The organism is Rothia nasisuis, from assembly GCF_928381405.1.
GTDB classification, from domain to species: Bacteria; Actinomycetota; Actinomycetes; order Actinomycetales; family Micrococcaceae; genus Rothia; species Rothia nasisuis.
The window spans coordinates 128,699-147,652 of record NZ_CAKMSB010000002.1; the positions used below are offsets into that span (position 1 = coordinate 128,699).

The following is an 18,954-nucleotide window of genomic DNA, read 5'->3' on the forward strand; positions in this document are numbered from 1 at the left end:
AGGCGGTCAATGTTCTTACCGGAATAGGCTGGCTAGTTTTTCTCTAACAGGGGGCGGGAACCGGTGAGGCGATAGGCATTGTATATACCGTTGACGTTGCGAATCTGGTTGAGTAGGTGCTCCAGCATGAAGCGGTCAGAAAGCTCGATGGTGTAACGGTTGACCGCAAATCTATCGTCGCTGGTGTGCACCTTAGCGTCAACGATGTTACAGCCCGCCTCAGAGATGACACGGATCGTGTCTGAGAGGAGGGACTTGCGGTCAATACCCTCAACCTGAATTGACACCCGGTAGGTGGACTTACTGTTGGTTGCCCATTCTACGGCTGTTTGGCGGGGGTCATCAGCCTGGTTCAGTACATTGGGGCAGTCGGTGCGATGAACCGAAATGCCCTGTAAGCGGGTGACTATGCCAACAATCTCATCTGGCGGCACAGGGGTACAGCACCGGGCGATTTTAGTCAGAATACCCTCAGCACCGGGCACAACCACACCGTTGTCGTCGCCTACCTCACGTCGTTCACTGACCAGCGATGAGTCAAAGCTACCGAGTTCGACGGTAGAATCAACCTCCTTCTCTCCGTAGTAGAGAGCGACGAGGGCATCAACGACTGCCTTAGTCTCTACTTCGCTCTCGCCGACCGCATGGTAGAGGGAGGCTACATCGTGCTTGTGCAGCTCCTGGGCAACTTGTAGCATGAGCTCCGGCGTCATCATTTTGGTCAGCGGGAGCTCGTGTTGACGCATAGCCTTGGTCAGCCGCTCTTTACCGCGGTTCACAGCCTCTAGGCGGCGACCCTTTGCGTAGTGCTGACGAATCTTGGTGCGGGCCTTGGAGGTACGGACGAACTTGAGCCAGTCTTCGCTGGGGCGGTGGTTCTCGTCGTTGGTGGTGCGGATTTCAACCGTAGATGCTGTCTCTAACTCGGTGTGCAGGGGCACCAGCTTGCCGTTAACCAGGGCCCCTACGGTTCGGTCACCGACCTCGGTATGAATGGCGTAGGCAAAGTCCACCGGGGTTGAGCCGGTAGGCAGAGTGATAGGTTTACCCTGCGGAGTGAACACCACAATCTCATCTGTCTCGAGGGTCTCGGCCAGCTGCTCGTAGAACTGAGCTGACTCTGGGTTTGAGTTCGATATTTCTGAAATTGACTGTAGAATCCCAATGCTGAAAGCTGCGGTCTGGGTACTTGGCTCCTTGACGCTCACCGAGGTATCAGGCTTCTCACCGCGCGAGGCTGCCTTGTAACGCCAGTGAGCGGCCACACCGTACTCTGCTTCTTCGTGCATGGCATAGGTGCGGATTTGAATTTCAAGGGGCAGGCCGCCGGGGCCGTGCACGGTCATGTGCAGTGACTGATAGTGGTTGTGTTTAGGTTGTTTGATGTAATCCTTGAAGCGGCCGGGCATAGCTGTCCAGAGGCTCATCACGTGGCCCAGCGCCGTGTAGCACTGGTTTTCGGTCTCAACCATGATGCGGACGGCAAGAATATCGTTAATCTCATCGAAGCTCTTGCCTTTGGTCTTCATCTTCTGATGAATTGAGTAATAGTGCTTGGGGCGGCCTGTTACAGTCGCCTCGATCCCCACCTGGGCCAGCCTGTCTTGAATAGTAATGCGCGCTTCGCTCAGGTATTGATCAAGTTTGGGCGTGCGCTCCCCCACCATACGCACAATTTCTGCGTAGATGTCTGGGCTCATTGCCGCGAAGGAAAGATCTTCAAGTTCCCATTTAATCGTGTTTAGTCCCAGACGATGGGCTAGTGGAGCGTAAATCTGCAGGGTCTCTTCGGCTTTCTTGGCTGCTGAAGCACCCGAGACGAACCGCCAGGTACGCGCGTTATGTAGACGATCAGCCAGCTTGATGAGCAGCACACGGATGTCCTTGCTCATAGACAGTACCAGCTTGCGGATGGTCTCGATAGGGGCGTTAGGGCCGTATTCAACCTTGTCAAGTTTGGTCACGCCATCAACAAGCAAGCCGACTTCTTCACCGAAGTCAGCGATTAGCTGCTCCTGGGTGTACTCGGTGTCTTCTACCGTGTCGTGGAGCAGACCAGCCACCAGAACCGGGCCGGTTGCGCCAATCTCCGCCAAAATAGTGGTTACTGCTACAGGGTGAGTGATGTAGGGGTCACCGCTCTTACGCTTCTGCCCCCGGTGATAGTAGTTAGCTACTTGAAAGGCCCGCTGGAGAACTTCAAGGTCTTCTTCGGGGTGGTATTTTTTTACTGTACGAATCACAGGGGCTAGAACCGGTGAGAAGCGGGGTGCGGGGCCTTCTTGCCTCTCACGGCCAAATACCAGTCGTGTGGGCACACGGCCTGAAGCCGACATGACCCGGTGTGATCCTCTGAGGGGTCTCTTTTCTGCCGGTTTATGCGGCTGCTGGGTGCTTTCATGTGATCGGCTCATAACCCGCTCCCCTCAAAAACAAGTTTTTACATACGTGGGACTATCTTAGAATATTTCCACACATTCTGTAACAAAAACAGGAGCGGAGGTGTTCCGCTCCCGTTGGCAGTTGCTGAAGCTTATTCAAACACATAGGTGATGCAGGCTCACGGCGAAGCAGCCAACTCCGATAGAACACCTGGACGAGCAACAGGCACCGCTCCCAGGCAATAAAAGAAACCGGTGCCACCCATCTAAACCAAGCGAAGAGGCAAGCACACTCAGGGAACGGAACCCGCCGCAAGGGCAGGAGCACCGATCGTCTCGTGAGCGACAAAGGTAGCTCCTGGCTCCACTACTTACTCTCGACCCTCTTGCACCCCAGGTGCCCTGTGCCCCGCCTCGAATGCCCCACTTCTTGCCGAATGTGCCTCTCTAGCCGGGACTTTCGGCATGAAGTGGGACATTCGGCAAGAGAAGGCCTTCGGCACAGGAGTGAGTCACCAGGTTGCTCATCGCCCCCACCACCAACCAGAGCACCTGGGCAAACCAAGACGGGCAGACCACCAGCCCGCACCCAGGCCCAGGCCCTGACATCGTGTGTGTTCGATGTGTGTGATCGATTGGCTGCCGGTCGTAGTGGGGCGGGGGTATTGCTCAGCTCGAGGGCCTGGTATGGGTTTGCTGGCTGGGTTCAGGCGGGCTCCTTTTGGATTGGTAAGAGCGTGGCTGGTACGACTTTTGAATAGGCCTCTCACTGTACAGGAACCGAGGGATGCCCTGACTAGCCTTTCTTCGGGCTAGGAGCGCGCCCCAGAGCTCTCTATGCCAGGGCTCTTACCGACTAAAGCAACACTTAATCGAAGTGAAGCTGATTGACGGTGACTGCAACCGGCGCGCCCGCAGGTTCACCGGCGTCCTGCTGATGAGTTGCGGGGGCAAGGCGACCGGCTCGGTAGTCCTCAACCCGGGCAGTATGCTCACGAACGTTCTTCTCTCTCAGGCGAAGCGCCGCGTAGGCAGGTGCCGCAACAAAGAGAGTGCCCAGGGTACCGATAATGATGCCCACAAAGAGCGCTAGCGAGAGATCTTTGAGGGTACCCGCGCCCAGGAGCAGGGCACCTATGAACAGAATTGACCCAACGGGCAGAATACCCACAATTGAGGTATTAATTGAGCGAACCAGGGTTTGATTTACTGCCAGATTAACCTGCTCAGCGAACGTAGAGTCGGTACGTTCCGTGAGTTTGTCGGTGTTCTCACGAATCTTATCGAAGACCACCACGGTGTCGTAGAGCGAGTAGCTCAGAACCGTCAGGAACCCGATAATCGCACTCGGTGTAATCTCAAAACCAACTAGGGCGTAGAGACCCACCGTGGTCACAATCGTAAAAACAAGACCGGCAATAGCAGAGACAGACATCTTCCAGGTACGGAAGTAGAGTGCCATACCAACCATGACCAGCAGAATAAACCAGGCCAGTCCAATGAGAGCCTGCTGGGTCACCCCGGCACCCCAGGTTGGCCCCACAAAAGATGAGGTCACCTGGTCAGCGCCCACCCCGTAGGCCTTCTGGAGGGCCTGGCCAACAGCTAGCGTCTGGTCATCGGTGAGCTCCCCCATCTGGGCCCGTACGGTACCGGCAGCAATATTGGTCACGCGGACGTCGGTGGCTTCAGGTGCCGCCTGTTCTACGGCCTCTTGCCCTACTGCTATATCTGGATTGGCAACCTGTGAGACGGTGAATTCTGAGCCACCCCGGAACTCAATGCCCAGGTTAAAGCCTCCGCGCACCACGGGCACCAGGGCCGCCAGAATAACCAGTACGAGCGCACACGTCAGCCAGCGGCGGCGGTTGGGCACAAACCCGAATGACCGCTGCCCCGAGTGCAACTCGTTACCAAACTGTGCAAGCTTATTCGCCATGGTTAGCCTCCTGGGCATGAGCGGACCCGACTGCGGCAGAGGCAGTCGGCGGGGTGGTTGTGCCCTCGTTCTGCTGGGACTCACTGGCTAGACGCTCGCGGCGCTTACGCTCGGCAAGTGACAAGCCTGTCTCTGTATCTTCCGGTTTGCGGACGCGGCCTGCGCCCCGGTAAAGCGGGGTGGCGCCTAGCGAGACGGGGTCCATGCCTGAGAAGCGGCCACCGTTGTAGAAGTAAGGCTTCTGACCGAGGAGCACCATGAGCGGGTGGATGAAGAGAAAAGTGATAATGAGGTCAGAAATCGCGGTCAACCCCAGGGTAAAAGCGAACCCTCGCACGTTGCCGACCGAGGCGAAGTAGAGAACCACCGCAGCCAGCAGGTTGACAGCCTTGGAGGCCAGGATGGTGCGCTTAGCGCGCAGCCAACCGTGGTCGATGGCAGCCGGAATGGTGCGCCCGGCACGGATTTCATCGCGGATGCGTTCGAAGTAAACAATGAAGGAGTCAGCCATCAAACCGATAGATACGATGAGGCCTGCTACACCGGCCAGTGACAGGCGATAGTTCATGAGATGGCCCAAGAGCACAATGATGCCGTAGGAGAGCAGACCAGCGACCAGAATGGAAATGATATTGACCAGACCAACCAGGCGGTACTGAAAAAGGGAATAGATAAAGACGAGAAGCAAACCAATGAGCCCCGCGATGAGACCCATCTTGAGCTGGTCAGCACCCAGTGTTGCAGAAATCTGTTGCTCGGACTGGATGGTGAAGCTGATGGGCAGGGCACCATATTTGAGTTGCTCTGCCAGGTTGCTGGCCTGCTCCTCGGTGAAGTTGCCGGTAATCTGCGGCTGGCCGTTGGTGATGACAGCCTGGGTCACGGGTGACGAGAGCACCTGACCGTCTAGCATAATTGCAAAGCGGGCCCGGGGGTCAGAAGGGTTGGTTCCACGAATCTGGTTCAGGCGCGTGGTCACGTCCTTGAAGGTTTCGGTTGCCGCCTGGTTGAACACAATGTTAACGCCCCACTGCCCGGTTGGCATGCCCGTAGAGCTAGCTGCCTGTGAGTAGGAGGCTGTGTCTATATCTGTACCGTTGATTTCGATGGGCCCCAGGACGAACTTCTCGGTACCGTCGGTTGCACAGGCTACAATGGCCTGGTCCGGGTTCTGGCTGCTGGTATCTACGTTGGCAGGGTTGGTGCAATCCAGTGCCTCGTACTGGCGCCAGAGCTCGGGGGTAAGCCAGTTTTGGTCAGAGCCGTTGGTAGGCTCAGCGGTGGGCTGGGGCAAGTCCTCCTCAGCGGCTGCGGCATCATCGGTCACTGCCTGAGGCGCATCTGCGGTAATCACCGCACGAAAGTTCATCTGCGCTGAAGTTTGAATCAGGTTACGCGTTTCGGCGCTCAGGGTGCCAGGCACGGAGACCACGACGTTCTGCCCTGACTGGGTGGTTACCTCCGCTTCAGCCACACCGGAGCCGTCCACGCGCTGGCGAATAATCTCGACAGCCTGGTCCAGTTGCTCGGTGCTAATGGCGCCGCCTTCGGCATCGTTGACCTGGGGCGCCAAAATGAGCTGGGTTCCGCCCGAAAGGTCAAGGGCTAGTTTGGGGAGCCAGGTGCCCCCAGAAAATGTTGTGCCGAAGATACCCCCGGCGAGGACGAGCAACACCAGCACCATAGAGGCAAGTGCCCCTCTGGCTTTGGCGGCGCGGGCAGGTTGAGCCATCGGTTTCCCTTTGAATCAGTAGACGGGTGAAACGTGAAAAGGCGCGCCACCCGATCAGAGGTAACGCACCTGAGGTTAGTGGGTTTAGTTGTTGGAGTCGCGATTGTAGGGTGCGGATTCCTGGGCGTTAGGTACCGGAGATTCAGGGCCATGGGCTACCTCGCCGTTGATGACGGGGCGCTCCTGCTCGGCTGAGGCGACAGGTTCTTCTTCAATGCTGGTCACGGTCATGAGATGAACCTTGACCACGGTGCCCGGTGCAATTTCGAGTTCTGCGGTGTTAGCTTCTTTATCGATGGTTACCACGGAACCGTAGAGGCCAAAGTTGGTCATAACCTTGGTGCCGGGGCCCATGGTGTCTTGGCGTTCTTTGAGCTGCTGCTGAGCCTTCTTGGCGCGGCGTGCTGGTAGCACAATAAGCAGAAGCATCATGGCTGCTAGGAGTACGAGCATGAATACGGGTGAGCCAGTTTGCACGAGTAAGCCTCAATTTCAATTGATTATAGGGTGGGGGTCAAACCCCCATTCTATGCCATTGAGCCTACGGTTTGCTGTATGAGTAGCGTATAGGCAAACAAGCGGGCCTGTTCAGAGCAATCTACGGCAGGAAGCGCACGAATACCTATATTTCTAGGGCAGTTCTGGTGCTTCAAGGCCTAGATGCTCCCATGCGGCAGGGAGTGCAACCCTGCCCCGCGGAGTCCTGCCCACCAGGCCCTCACGAACCAGGTAGGGTTCGGCGACGGTTTCAACTGTTTCAGTTTCTTCGCCCACCGCAATAGCTAGGGTTGAGAGACCGACGGGGCCGCCCCCAAACTTGTTGATGAGAGCATCGAGTACGGCGCGGTCGAGTCGATCAAGGCCACGCTCATCTACCTCATACATGTTGAGGGCGGTTGAGGCTGATGCTGCATCGATACGATCAATGCCGTGGACGAGGGCCCAGTCTCGTACGCGGCGGAGCAAACGGTTGGCAATACGGGGGGTACCTCGGGAGCGGCCGGCGATTTCGGTAAAGCCCTCGGGCGAAATGCTGAGTTCCATGAGACCAGCAGACCGGCGGATGACTGACTCTAGCTCGGTAACGGAATAGAACTCCAGATGGCCGGTGAATCCGAACCGGTCACGCAAGGGGCCGGGGAGCAACCCCGCGCGAGTGGTGGCACCGACCAGGGTGAAAGGCGGCAGTTCTAAGGGGATAGAGGTAGCACCGGCCCCCTTGCCTACCACGATATCAACGCGGAAGTCTTCCATGGCCATGTAGAGCATTTCTTCTGCTGGGCGGCTCATACGGTGGATTTCGTCAAGGAAGAGCACCTCGCCGGGGGTGAGGGAAGAGAGAATGGCAGCCAAATCACCAGAGTGTTGGATGGCTGGGCCTGAGGTGATGCGCAGGGGGGCATCCATCTCTGCTGCGATAATCATGGCCAGGGTAGTTTTGCCCAGCCCGGGAGGCCCTGACAGTAGCACATGGTCAGCCGAACGACCGCGCATTTTTGAGGCTTCGAGCACGAGCGAGAGTTGCTGTCGCACACGTTGCTGGCCAACAAAGTCGTCCAGCGCCTTGGGGCGCAGGGCGGCCTCAATCATCTTTTCTTCGGGTTCTTCGTCCATGGAGACCAGACGTTGCCCTGGCATTTGCCCATCAGCGTGAGGGAATTGGCTCATGATTCTCTGTTTCTTCGTATGCTCTCGTCAACCGGTACAGACTATAGAATCCGCTAACAACCTTAGCGGGCCACGGTATTCTGGTTGCCCAGCGAGGCCAGCACAGACCGGAGGGCTTCGGCAACTCCCATCGCTTCGGCAGCCGGGTTGTTCCCCACGAAAGAATCAATGGCTGCGGTAGCGTCTTTTTCAGTCCAGCCCAGCGATGTCAGGGCGTCAAGCACCTGAGGCTTCCAGCTGACGCCTTGGTCGATGGGTAGTTGGTCTGTTTCGTTCTCTGCAAGTATGAGTTTGCCGGCCAGTTCAAGGACGATGCGGCGAGCCCCCTTAGGGCCGATGCCGGGAACCTTGGTGAAGGCCTTGTCGTCTCCGGTTGCAACCGCCCGCTCGACCTCGGCCGGGGTGTGGATACCTAAAACAGCTAAAGCGATACGCGGGCCAACGCCTGAGACAGACAGCATGAGGTCGAAGACTTCGCGCTCAGCGGGCTCAGAGAAACCGTAGAGGGTCATGGAGTCTTCACGCACAATCATAGTGGTCAGCACGGTGGCAGACTCCCCCAGCCGTAGCTTAGAGGCAGTGCGCGGGTTGAGGTGAACGTGCATACCAAAGCCGTTAACATCAAGAACCGCGGATTCCAGCCCAAGGTGGCTGACGGTACCGGTGAGAGAGCTAATCATGGAACCCAGTCTAATCGAACAGATGTTCTAACTCAAGCGGAAGGTGACTCACAGAGCCTACCCCCTATCGGTTGGCTTTAGCCTCTGCCTCCAGCCAGGCTCGTTGCGCTGCGGTGAGGCTGGCTGGCCGGCGGGCTGCTACAGAATTGGAACCCTGGTGGGTCTGCGTGGTAGCTGCCATGTTAATGCCGGAGCCAATGCCGCCACCTCGCCAGCCGTGGCAGATTGCTAGGGCCAGGGCGTCCGCCGCATCCGCAGGCTTGGGCATGGTATCTAGCCCCAAAATGCGGGTAACCATACGCCCCACCGAGGCTTTATCTGCCCGACCCGATCCCGTCACAGCTGCTTTCACCTCAGAGGGAGTGTGAAAGTGCACCGGCACTCCCCTGGCTGCTGCCGCAGCAATTACCACTCCCGAAGCGTGGGCCGTGCCAACCACCGTGTTAACCTGCTCCTGGGCAAAAACACGCTCAATAGCTAGGGCATCGGGCTGGTAGGTATCGAGCCACTCTTCAGCTGCCCGAAAAATTTTCAGGATGCGGGCATCAAGGCTCTCCAATGCGGCTGTGCCGGCCACGCCCACCTTCACAAAGTGAGCCTTGCGGTTGGCCGTCATATCTATGAGCCCAAAGCCGCAACGGGTCAGGCCCGGGTCCACCCCCAAGATGCGGGCGGCACCGGGCACCCGTGAGTGTGCGGACGCCGGGCGCTGGCTCACCCGGTTTGATGCGGCTGCTGCGGTGGTTCGGTAAGTCGCAGACATACCGCCCCTTTCATCATCTTTGTGCGGTGATTATTCTGCTTCAAGCTCAGCCATAACAGCTTCGCTGATCTCTGCGTTGGAGTAGATGTTCTGCACGTCATCAAGCTCTTCGATGGCATCAGCTAGCTTGAGGAACTTCTTGGCACCCTCGGCATCTAGGTCTACCTGCATGGTGGGGCGGAATACCGGGTCGTCATTGTTGTACTCCAGCTCTGCCTCCTCTAGAGCCTGACGGATGGCGGGCAAATCAGTAGCCTCTGAGACCACGGTAAAGATGTCGCCCTCATCAATGACTTCTTCGGCGCCGGCGTCCAGAACTGCCATCAGCACGTCGTCCTCGGTGAGGCCCTCAGCCTTAGCAACCTCGGCAATGCCCTTGCGTTCGAAGAGGAAGGCAACGGAACCGGAGTCTGCCATGGTACCGCCGTTTCGGGTCACGGCGGTGCGAACTTCAGCGGCAGCGCGGTTGCGGTTATCGGTCAGACACTCGATGTAGAGAGCGGTGCCCTGAGGCCCGCGAGCCTCGTACATGATTTCGGTGTAGTCAACGGCTTCACCGGTGAGACCGGCTCCGCGTTTGATAGCACGCTCAACGTTGTCGTTGGGGACGGAGTTCTTCTTAGCCTTGGAAACAGCTAGGTCAAGGGCGGGGTTACCTGCCGGGTCGGGGCCTCCCATACGAGCGGCAACCTCAATCGCCTTGATGTATTTGGCGAAGGCCTTGGCGCGCTTGGCATCAATGGCGGCCTTCTTGTGCTTGGTTGTGGCCCATTTGGAGTGACCTGACATGATTCTCCTTGCTTGTATGATGCGCCCGCTCCGGGTAGGCGCGATGTACCGCCTACTATTCTAGCGTGGACGGGAGGCCGCTGTGGCACGGGCTTTTTCAACCAGGGAGTCGTCAATAACAGCCGGTGTAAACTCACCGTACTTCTTGAGGGCGGCCTGTTTGATGAGAAAGTCAGAGATAGCCGGGTTTTTAGGGAGCAATGAACCGTGCAGGTAGGTGCCAATGACGTTGTGGACGCGGGCTCCTTCGCTGGAATCTTCGGTATTGTTGCCCTCTCCCTTGGTGACGGTTGCCATAGGCTTAGTACTACCCGAGAGGTAGGTCAGGCCAGAGTGGTTTTCGAAGCCTATGATGGTGCCAAACTCGTCTGACTCTTCGACAATATTCCCGATCAGCCGGGTTTCGCCGCCTCGGGTAACTGCATCAAAGACGCACACGCCGTTGAGAGTCTGCCCAGTTACAGTCTTGAACTCTTTACCAAAGAGCTGGTAAAGACCGCAGATGACCAGCATGGGGGTGCCGCTCTCAGCCAAAGTGCGCAGGGTTTCTGCGTGAGCTAGTAGGTCGTCCTGAATGACGGATTGGCCGGAATCCTGGCCTCCGCCGCCTATAAAAATATCGCCGTCGAGCGGGAACTCATCACCGGGGTTGTAGTCAACGATGTCGGTGGTGAAACCGTGGGCCTGTGCGCGCCGTGAAAGGGAGAGGGTATTACCCCAGTCTCCGTATATGTTCATATCGCGCGGGTAGAGCTGAACAATCTTTAGGGTCTTGTTGTCGGTGTGGGCGCTACCCTGCTGGCCTGCCTCAACCGGTGCCTTCTCAAAATCGGTCATTAGATGGCCTCCACATCGGTGATCTTTGCCAGTTCCTTACGTATTGCCAGCATGGCGGTATAGGTACAGAAGATGCGAAGGGGCCGGTCAGCTGACTTCTCGATGAAGGTAGCCAGAGCCTCTTCAAGGTCCTCGTTGATGGCTTCAACCTGAACGTCGTCGTGAACCAGGCGCAGGGCCATGTCGTAGGCACGCACACCCGATACCATGGTGACACCTCCCTGAGCCAGCGAGTGGAAGTCAACATCCCAGAGCCAGGAGACATCACGACCATCGGCGTAAGCATCGTTGATGGTGATCATGGTGGCGTAGTCACGGGCGTCGGCAGAGGCCAGCGATAGGCGGAAACCGCTGGGGTTTTTGACCAGGAGCAGTTGCAGGGTTTGGCCGTTAACGGTAAGAGTTTCACCGCGGCCAAATGCCGGGGCAATATGCTCAAGCTCAGCCAGAAGTTTAGTCTCATTGAGGGCCTCTCCCATGACTTCGCGGGTCAGGGCCATTGCCGCAGCAGCGTTAAAGATGTTGTAGACACCGTAAAGGTTGATGGTTCCCTGAACCTCACGCCCATCAAGAGCGAAAGTGGCTTCGGTGCCCTTGAAGCTCATAAGCGTCACGGATGCAGCTGGCAGTTCAGGAGCCGCAGCCTCGGCGCCCTGCAAGGCATCGTGCCTTTCGGGGCTGGTGCGCAGGTCATCGTCAGAGGGGAAGAGTGCGCGCAACTCGCCAGATAGACCGTAGTAGCTCACCTCAGTTTCGGGTTGTACGTTAGCGGCCAGGGAACGAATGCGGGGATCTTCGCGGTTGAGCACGACGGAACCGGTCGTCGCGCCAGCAACCGTTGCCAGCATACGGCGGGTTGTGTCAATCTCACCGAAACGATCTAGCTGATCACGCAAAACGTTGAGCAGGAGCGCGTAGTTGGGCTTGACCTTGCGTACAAAGTGCACGGCGTGAGCCTCGTCCAGCTCAAGCACAGCGATGTCTGCATCCAGCTTGCCCGCTAGGTTCATCTCGCCCAGAAGGGCGGCAGCTACACCGCGCACAAAGTTCGACCCGGTGCGGTTGGTAAAGACCTTCAGCCCCTGGGCTTCCAGTAACTGCACCACCATCTTGGTTGTGGTCGTCTTACCGTTGGTACCGGACACCACAACAACACCGCGGGGTAGCTTTGCCAGCTCCTCCGCCACAAAATTAGGGTGAAGCTTCTCCATCACCAAGCCCGGAAAAGCGGAACCGCCCCCACGCAACTTGGTCGCATAACGAATGCCTTGGCCAACAAGGCGAACAACAGGTCGTGACATGGTGACTATCTTACCGGGTTTGTGTATGCTTCGAATCTGTATGACTACTTTCATGAACCAGCTCGTGACCTACCCCGAATTCATTTGGCGCGACATCACCTGGTGTGACCGCTCCCCCTACCTTAAAGTTGAGCCTCTGCTTGATGGTCAACCTAGCAGTGAGATTGAAACAATTGCCATAACCCCGGGGAGCTTCCTCGGCCTCACCACCTTACCGGCCGGCGCGCTCGGTGCCGGCATCTACTGCAGCGGTTACTCGCGGGCAGCTGTCGACACCATTGGTTTTCACCAGGCACCCTGCCCCGCACGCAACGTCATCACCAGGGGCAAGCAGTGCGACTCCTGCTTGGCCCGCGACGAGTTCGCACCCATTCATCGCATACACCTGGGCTCCCGCATGAACGAGGCAGCTCTGACCTATGTCAACCTTGAACACTACCTCTACATCGCCACTTTTCCCGATGGCACATCTAAGGTCGGCACCGCGTCCCTGCACTCCAACCCCCGCCGTCTGGACGACCAGGCTGTTGCCGCAGCCACCTTCGTAGCCCGAGCAGACACCGGCATCATCGTACGTCAGCTGGAAGACCTGGTCTCGCACGAGGCCAACATCACCCAGTTCAAACGGGCCTCCACCAAATACAAGGCCTGGATCGACCCGGCCAGCACCGAGCGCCTCAAATCTGAGCACTACATGGCGGTGGAAAACGCCACTTGGGCTCTCGAAGATGCTCAAGACACTGTTGAGGGTTTTGATATCACTGCGGACCGCTGGGTGCCTTCCCTGGCAATGAGCCGGGCCTACGCGTCCTTACGGGCGGAGAACCCCGAGCCCCTTACGGCCTACCCCACCCTCACCGAGGGGGCTCACGGCTTCTATATCTCCGGCGGAACCGGCAAATTCCTGACAGCCCACTTCGGCGACCCCGACCAGACCTTCCTCATCAACACCGCAGAACTCTCCAACAGAGCCTGCCGCCAACACGGGGAACTCACTCCCCCGGCGTCCGTGCAGGAATCCCTGTTCTAGGGGCGGGCGGTTGGCTTTCCTACTGCCCTCGACTATCCCAGGCAGCACTGAGCAGGTCTCGGATCTCGTCCAGGGTCTGTGTGACCGTCTTGGTGCCTGCCACGATGGGCAGGAAGTTGGTGTCGCCGCTCCAGCGGGGCACGATGTGCTGGTGTAGATGGGCGGCAACCCCTGCCCCGCCGACTTTGCCCTGGTTCATGCCGATGTTGAAACCGGCTGCGCGGCTCACCTCCCGCAGGATTCCCATGGCTTTCTGGGTCAGGGCTGTGATTTCAGCGGTTTCTTCGGGGCTTGCATCGTCATAGTTAGGAATGTGCCGATAGGGGCAAACCAGCAGGTGCCCGGGGTTATAGGGGTAGAGGTTGAGAATGACGTAGGCCTGCTCCCCACGGTGCACGATTAGGGACTCTTCATCCGTGCGATCTACCGCGAAACAAAATGGACACGTATTTTCCGTGTAATCCTGCTGACCGGTTTTTACATAGGCACGGCGGTGCGGGGTCCACAGCCGCTGGAAGGCGTCCGGCACCCCGGGCAGCTCGAAATCGTCGGTGGTGTAGTGGGGAATCTGCATCGCTAATCGCTCTCGGTGAAGGTAGCAAAAGTATAAAGGTCTCGGGACTGCGTCGCGTAAAGCTCCAGGCCGAGACTGGTTGCGGCGTCAGCCAGGGCACTCTCAAATGTACTTGGCAATTGGGCGGCACCGGCATCACCAAAGAGAGCTAAAGATAAAGACTCTCCCGGCGAAAATCGAGGCCGGTAGGTAATTGCCTCGAACCCTGCCTTATAAAAGGCCTGCGCCCAGGCCTGCGGGATATCGTAGCTAGGCATGGTTGTGAGTTCTCCGGTAATGCCCAGGATAAAGGCATCATCGTGGGAAATATGCGCAGAACGCACAGAACACGGCAGAGGCAACCGCGAAATCACTCTTCCCTCGGCGAGGCTTTGGGGCAGGCGCCCGGACTGGCTGAGTCTGTCACCTAGAACCTCGCGGACGGCAGCACCCGGGTTGGTTGCGAGATAGCAGGTTCCCCGGGGGTCGGGCAGGTCAAAACGACCCTGCATCGATGAAGAGAAATACCAGGGGCCATACTGCTGACTGTGGGCGCGGAAAAATTCGCTGCCTTTTTCGTACTCTACAGAGGGAGTCAGTGAGAGATTCGCCCCCGGCATAGGCCCGTGCTGGGCTATTTTTTGCCGAGTCATACTGTCTGCCACCCTGCTGCAAGAGAACGGGCTTCGGTCAAAACTGTATCGAGGCGACCTTGGTCAAGTAAATCTAAAGGGGTTACCCCATCGAGCGGTGTATTGAACCACTGGGCAACAGCGAATGAGTCTGAGTCACCAAAGGCTCGCAGCACCTGTTGTATATCTCCCCGTACAGCTCTGCCCTCAAACTGAAATACAGGGAAAATTGACTCACTATTTTCGATGGTCAGTCTCAGCAACTTGTGGTGCTTGACCTTCTTACTAATGGCTGCCCGGCTAGTAACTTTGAGCAGTTTCATGGTGCTATCAAGATCGTAGACTGGACCGATGAGGTCGCCGTAGCCCTTAACACTGGCGCGGGCTACTAGCGACCTCATGCGGCTTTTAACGTCTTCTAAGTCGTCAATGGACGCCAAAAAATCAGCGGGTAGACTTTCTAATTCTCGGGTGAACTCAGCAACGAGCTGGTCGATAACCGCTTGGGCATGAGCACCTTTGCGGTCGATGGTGCGGGACATAAGAACCTCCCTGATTGGCTCTATAATTGTTAATCCTAAAAGCCACCGTCAACCGCGTCAACCATACGGTTACCCCCTAGCGGCGGGTGCCCCAGGCTCGGCGGTACTGGGCGGGCACATAGTCTATATCGACCGCAAGCTGGTCAGCCCAATCCAGCGCAAAGGCGTGGTTGCGTAGGGCTTCCCGGCCCACCAGCACCACATCGGCCTGACCTGACCCCACAATGAACTCAGCCAGCCGCGGCGAGTTAATCATGCCAACAGCGCCTACCGGCAGCCCGCTCTCCCGCCTAACCTGGGCAGCCATGGGTACCTGGTAGCCCGCATAGACGTTAATTTTTGCCGGGTAGTTTCCGCTGGTTGAAATATCGGCGAAGTCCACGCCGTCCTCAGCCAGCCAGCGCACCACCTGCGAGGTCTCTTCAACGGTAATGCCTCCCTCCACGAACTCTGTGGCTGACAGGCGGACGATGAGCGGCATCTCTGCGGGCATCACTTCCCGCATGGCCCGGGCAACCCTGCGGGCAAAGCGGGCCCGGTTTTCCAGGGATCCGCCGTAAGAATCTTCTCGCTGATTCGAAAGCGGTGAAAGGAACTGAGTGATGAGATACCCGTGGGCCCCGTGAATCTCAATGAAGTCAAAGCCCGCAGCAACCGCGCGGGCGGCAGCGGCAGCGAAGGCCAGCACTAGGTCGTCAATTTTCCCTTCGGTCAGGGCCTGCGGTTCTTTCATACCGGGGTAGGCAAGAGCGGACGGAGCCAGCGTGACCCAACCACCCTCGTCCTCCCCCAGAGAACCGCCATCGTGCGGAACCAGCTCACCAGGGGTCGATGCCTTCCGCCCGGCGTGAGCAATCTGGATACCTGCCTTAGCTCCCCCGGCGTGAATGGCATCTACGACCGGCTTGAAAGCTTCGATGTGTTCATCGCTCCACAGGCCCAGGCAGTAGGGGCTAATGCGGGCAGCGGGTTCAACGCCGGTCATTTCGACGATGACGGCACCGGCTCCACCCCGGGCCAGGGCCCCGTAGTGGGAAATGTGGTAGGCGGTGGGCCTGCCGTCCTGCTGGCCAACTGAGTACTGGCACATGGGCGGAACCCAAAGACGGTTACGGGTGGTCATGGAGCGCAGGGTAAAGGGTTCAAAGAGGGGCGATGCCATATTAACTCGGCCTTTCACGAGGGGTTGTGTATCTGCTTCAACCGGGGGCGAGGCCGGGATATTCCCGAGATGCCGGAGCGGTGAGGGGTAGACTTACAGGCAGCAAGCGCTGATGTGAGGAGCCCCGTGTTTTCTTTCTCCGACCTCGATATATCCCTGGTTGCCGCACCCATGGCTGGCGGGCCTTCTACTCCTGAGCTCGCTGCGGCAGTCTCAGAAGCCGGTGGACTTGGCCTCTTAGCCGGCGGCTATCTTTCTGCTGAAGCTCTTACACGTCAGATCCAGCAGACCCGGGCGCTGACCAGCCGCACCTTTGGGGTGAATCTCTTTATGCCCATCACCGATGAGCAAATACCCGAGGACGCCGGGGCGCAACTAGCGCGGTTTACCTCCGCGCTACAGCCGGTAGCGGAATACCTGGGAAGTGAGCCGGGTGAGGCACAAGCTACGGGTGAGAGCGAGTCTCGGGTTTTCACCGAGCTCATGGAGGTTGTTATCTCCCACCGTATTGCTGTGGTGACTTTTACCTTTGGCTGCCCCAGCGCCGATCTGATGCAGTTGCTGCAGGAGTCCGGTTCCCTGGTAGGCGTAACCGTTACCCGCCCGCAGGACGCCCTTACCGCTGAACAAGCTGGCGCTGATTTCCTCTGTGTGCAGGGCCCTGCCGCAGGCGGGCACCAGTCCACTTTTTCTGTGACTGATGAGCTGAATGAGTTGCCGCTACCGCGGTTACTCGAGGAGGTGCGCAGGATCTGCACTGTGCCCCTGGTAGCTGCGGGCGGCGTCCGCACCGCTGAGCAGGTGCAAAGCCTACTCGCGTCTGGCGCGGTAGCTGTTCAGCTAGGCACCCTGCTCTTACTGGCAGATGAGGCTGGAACGTCAGAGCCCCATCGAAACCTGTTACAAGCCCCTGCGCGAGAAACTCTGATGACAAGGGCTTTTACTGGTCGTTTTGCCCGTGCGATCAGAAATAGCTGGGTGGAACGCCACCACGATACAGCCCCCGCTCTTTACCCGGGTGTGCATGAGGTGACGGGTCCCTTGAGGCGGGCAGCTGCCCTACGCGGTGATACTGAGTGGATTCATGCCTGGGCGGGTGAGCCCTATACGGGCATGAGGGGCGGACCGGCCGCAGAGATTCTACGCAACCTTGTTCCAGCGCGGTAGCTACCATCGCGGGGTAAACTTGCAGGTATGCAAGAACTGACCGAAGCTGCCGTCCGCTCGTCTTTTATTAACTGCTCTAAGGGCGAGGCTAAACGCCTCAACCTACCCAGCCTCAAGGACCAGAATTGGGACGACCTGATTTTCCTATCCTGGCTCGACCCGAAAAGCCCGCTCAAGGGTTGCCTGGTCGTGGAACACGAAGGGCAGGTGCAGGGCGTGCTGCTGCAAAAGTCTAAGGCCCAGAGTAAGGCCGCTCAGATGTGCCAGTTCTGCCTGACTCTGCACCCTGGGTCGGGGATCTCGCTGTATACGGCGGCCCGGCCGGGCGAGTCGGGGCGACGCGGCAACACCATCGGCACCTACCTATGCTCCAACCTGGCCTGCACCAACTATGTACGGGGCAAGAAAAAGCCGGCAGGTATTCGCCAGATGGACGAGACCCTGTCCCTCGAAGAGCGCATAGCTCGCACCCGCGATAATGCGGTCAGGTTTATTGAGCGACTGGTGGAGGGAGCCGCATGATTCAGGTTGAGACGCTCGCGCCCACCCAGGCTGATTTGGTCCAGGCACTCTATGACCAGAACCCCGATTACTTCCTACGAATTTCGGGCCGCCCCGCCGAGCCCGACTCTGCCTTGGAAAACCTGACGGTCTTTCCACCCGGTTTATCCCACTCCCCTGTGTTACTGGGGGCCTTCGATGGCGGACGCCTGGTTGGGGTTTTGATCGCCGTGCTGGGGTTTCCATCCGCGGAGTTCGCCCATGTGGCCCTGGCCCTGGTTGATGGGCAGGCGCGAGGACGCGGGGTGGGCCGGGCCCTGCACGAGGCCTACCTGGGTGCGGTTCGACAGCACCCAAACATCAGCATCTTACGTTTGGGAATTGTGGCAACTAATGCTGAGATTGCCGAACCTTTCTGGCGGGCCCTAGGGTACATACCCAGCGGTGAGGTCAAGGACTTTTCCCAGGGTGACGTAATCTCCACGGTAGAAGTTTTCACTCGGCCGGTTTATCTAAACTAAGGTTTTCATCATCATGGGTGATGTCTTCTTGCATAGACAGCTCTCGGAGAAACCGTGCCCCATCTGGTTCAACTCGGCCACCGATATTGATGAAGTTTTCAACCGTAGCGCGAAGAGATTTCAAATCCTCATTGAGAATGTCTTGGATTTCTTCAGCAGATACTGAGAAGTATTGATGTACTAGGAAGTTTCTTAACCCTACGATTGCCCGCCACTCTACCTCTGGAGCCTGGTCTTTTAAGGCTTTCGGAAGATGGTTTACCGCTTCCCCGATAATAGCCAGGTTTCGCAAGATTGCGTCTAGGGCCATTTCTTGAGTGTCGGAAACCTCGAGATATTTTTGGTATCTGAAACAGCTGTCGATGGCCTCTTGGATGTCCATCAGTCTAAGTTCTATCGGACGGCTCATAGCGCAACTGCCTCTTTGAGAGCGAAGTCAGATACCTGGGTTTTGAGAATGCCAGGTGTTACTACGTCAACTGAGACGTTGAGAATCTCACGGAGTGACTGTGACATTCCGGCTAACCGCATGAGCCTTCTACGGTCTGGTTCGTGCAGATCCACCATAATATCGATGTCGCTCGTTTCGTCTGCATCTCCACGTGCCACAGACCCAAAAAGTCGTGGGTTACTTGCACCGTACTGTTCAAATACTTGATCTATTTCAGCTCGGTGCTCTTCAACGAGGCTCCGCAGTTTGAGGGTTTCGGGTGTGGCTTTCACAAGTACCAGTTTAGTTGGTCAGGGCTTTGTCGC

At 57.7% G+C, this 18,954-nt stretch carries 20 protein-coding genes; 4 read left to right on the forward strand and 16 right to left on the reverse strand.

Annotated features, from left to right (window positions below; translation table 11 throughout):
• Positions 1-32: 32 nt before the first annotated feature.
• From L6966_RS02075 to L6966_RS02120, 10 genes are all read right to left on the reverse strand, one after another.
• Entirely contained in the window at positions 33-2,414 is a 2,382-nt protein-coding gene (locus L6966_RS02075) for a RelA/SpoT family protein (protein ID WP_083091099.1), read from the reverse strand.
• 835 nt (positions 2,415-3,249) lie between these two features.
• Complete coding sequence (secF, locus tag L6966_RS02080) at positions 3,250-4,320, reverse strand: protein translocase subunit SecF (protein ID WP_083091100.1); 1,071 nt, start codon at positions 4,318-4,320, stop codon at positions 3,250-3,252.
• A complete protein-coding gene (gene secD, locus L6966_RS02085; protein WP_083091101.1) occupies positions 4,310-6,052 on the reverse strand; it encodes a protein translocase subunit SecD in 1,743 nt (580 codons plus the stop codon). Before secD ends, secF begins: the two co-directional genes overlap by 11 nt.
• 84 nt (positions 6,053-6,136) lie before the next feature.
• Positions 6,137-6,529 carry a preprotein translocase subunit YajC gene (locus L6966_RS02090; protein WP_083091102.1) on the reverse strand — a complete coding sequence of 131 codons (393 nt, stop codon included), beginning with the start codon at positions 6,527-6,529 and terminating at the stop codon, positions 6,137-6,139.
• Positions 6,530-6,682: 153 nt separating this feature from the next.
• On the reverse strand, positions 6,683-7,690 hold the full coding sequence (gene ruvB, locus L6966_RS02095; protein WP_143539088.1) for a Holliday junction branch migration DNA helicase RuvB: 1,008 nt from the start codon (positions 7,688-7,690) through the stop codon (positions 6,683-6,685).
• 92 nt (positions 7,691-7,782) lie between these two features.
• Positions 7,783-8,400: a Holliday junction branch migration protein RuvA gene (gene ruvA, locus L6966_RS02100; protein ID WP_237223930.1), complete on the reverse strand. Its 618-nt coding sequence runs from the start codon at positions 8,398-8,400 to the stop codon at positions 7,783-7,785.
• Between the two features lie 64 nt (positions 8,401-8,464).
• Positions 8,465-9,163, reverse strand: coding sequence for a crossover junction endodeoxyribonuclease RuvC (gene ruvC, locus L6966_RS02105; protein ID WP_272878578.1), 699 nt, complete (start codon positions 9,161-9,163; stop codon positions 8,465-8,467).
• A 30-nt stretch (positions 9,164-9,193) separates the two neighbouring features.
• Positions 9,194-9,952, reverse strand: a complete 759-nt coding sequence (locus tag L6966_RS02110; protein WP_083091106.1) for a YebC/PmpR family DNA-binding transcriptional regulator — start codon at positions 9,950-9,952, stop codon at positions 9,194-9,196.
• A 60-nt stretch (positions 9,953-10,012) separates the two neighbouring features.
• Positions 10,013-10,789, reverse strand: coding sequence for a type 1 glutamine amidotransferase (locus tag L6966_RS02115; RefSeq protein WP_272878779.1), 777 nt, complete (start codon positions 10,787-10,789; stop codon positions 10,013-10,015).
• Positions 10,789-12,099 (reverse strand): Mur ligase family protein, encoded by a 1,311-nt coding sequence (locus L6966_RS02120; RefSeq protein ID WP_237224056.1) that lies wholly within the window; start codon positions 12,097-12,099, stop codon positions 10,789-10,791. Before L6966_RS02120 ends, L6966_RS02115 begins: the two co-directional genes overlap by 1 nt.
• A 31-nt stretch (positions 12,100-12,130) precedes the next feature.
• Here L6966_RS02120 and L6966_RS02125 point away from each other — a divergent pair, with 31 nt between their 5' ends.
• Positions 12,131-13,120: a hypothetical protein gene (locus tag L6966_RS02125; RefSeq protein ID WP_237223931.1), complete on the forward strand. Its 990-nt coding sequence runs from the start codon at positions 12,131-12,133 to the stop codon at positions 13,118-13,120.
• 19 nt (positions 13,121-13,139) lie between these two features.
• On the opposite strand, the gene L6966_RS02130 is transcribed toward L6966_RS02125, so the two are convergent.
• The 4 genes from L6966_RS02130 to L6966_RS02145 all read right to left on the reverse strand — a co-directional run bounded on the left by L6966_RS02130 (position 13,140) and on the right by L6966_RS02145 (position 16,009).
• A complete protein-coding gene (locus L6966_RS02130; RefSeq protein WP_237223932.1) occupies positions 13,140-13,694 on the reverse strand; it encodes an HIT family protein in 555 nt (184 codons plus the stop codon).
• 2 nt (positions 13,695-13,696) lie between these two features.
• Positions 13,697-14,326 (reverse strand): RES family NAD+ phosphorylase, encoded by a 630-nt coding sequence (locus tag L6966_RS02135; RefSeq protein ID WP_237223933.1) that lies wholly within the window; start codon positions 14,324-14,326, stop codon positions 13,697-13,699.
• Positions 14,323-14,847 (reverse strand): MbcA/ParS/Xre antitoxin family protein, encoded by a 525-nt coding sequence (locus tag L6966_RS02140; RefSeq protein WP_237223934.1) that lies wholly within the window; start codon positions 14,845-14,847, stop codon positions 14,323-14,325. The genes L6966_RS02135 and L6966_RS02140 overlap by 4 nt, the downstream gene beginning before the upstream one ends.
• A gap of 76 nt (positions 14,848-14,923) precedes the next feature.
• Positions 14,924-16,009, reverse strand: coding sequence for an oxidoreductase (locus L6966_RS02145; RefSeq protein ID WP_237223935.1), 1,086 nt, complete (start codon positions 16,007-16,009; stop codon positions 14,924-14,926).
• Positions 16,010-16,135: 126 nt separating this feature from the next.
• Here L6966_RS02145 and L6966_RS02150 point away from each other — a divergent pair, with 126 nt between their 5' ends.
• From L6966_RS02150 to L6966_RS02160, 3 genes are read left to right on the forward strand one after another with little or no spacing between them, the layout of a single operon-like run.
• Positions 16,136-17,176, forward strand: coding sequence for an NAD(P)H-dependent flavin oxidoreductase (locus L6966_RS02150; RefSeq protein WP_237223936.1), 1,041 nt, complete (start codon positions 16,136-16,138; stop codon positions 17,174-17,176).
• A gap of 27 nt (positions 17,177-17,203) precedes the next feature.
• Complete coding sequence (locus L6966_RS02155; RefSeq protein WP_237223937.1) at positions 17,204-17,698, forward strand: FBP domain-containing protein; 495 nt, start codon at positions 17,204-17,206, stop codon at positions 17,696-17,698.
• Positions 17,695-18,198, forward strand: a complete 504-nt coding sequence (locus tag L6966_RS02160) for a GNAT family N-acetyltransferase (protein ID WP_237223938.1) — start codon at positions 17,695-17,697, stop codon at positions 18,196-18,198. The genes L6966_RS02155 and L6966_RS02160 overlap by 4 nt, the downstream gene beginning before the upstream one ends.
• On the opposite strand, the gene L6966_RS02165 is transcribed toward L6966_RS02160, so the two are convergent.
• Both L6966_RS02165 and L6966_RS02170 read right to left on the reverse strand, forming a co-directional pair.
• The gene (locus L6966_RS02165) at positions 18,173-18,607 is read right to left on the reverse strand and encodes a HepT-like ribonuclease domain-containing protein (RefSeq protein ID WP_083091116.1); all 435 of its coding nucleotides are present in this window, start codon (positions 18,605-18,607) and stop codon (positions 18,173-18,175) included. The genes L6966_RS02160 and L6966_RS02165 overlap by 26 nt on opposite strands.
• On the reverse strand, positions 18,604-18,921 hold the full coding sequence (locus L6966_RS02170) for a nucleotidyltransferase family protein (protein ID WP_083091117.1): 318 nt from the start codon (positions 18,919-18,921) through the stop codon (positions 18,604-18,606). Before L6966_RS02170 ends, L6966_RS02165 begins: the two co-directional genes overlap by 4 nt.
• Between the last annotated feature and the right edge of the window lie 33 nt (positions 18,922-18,954).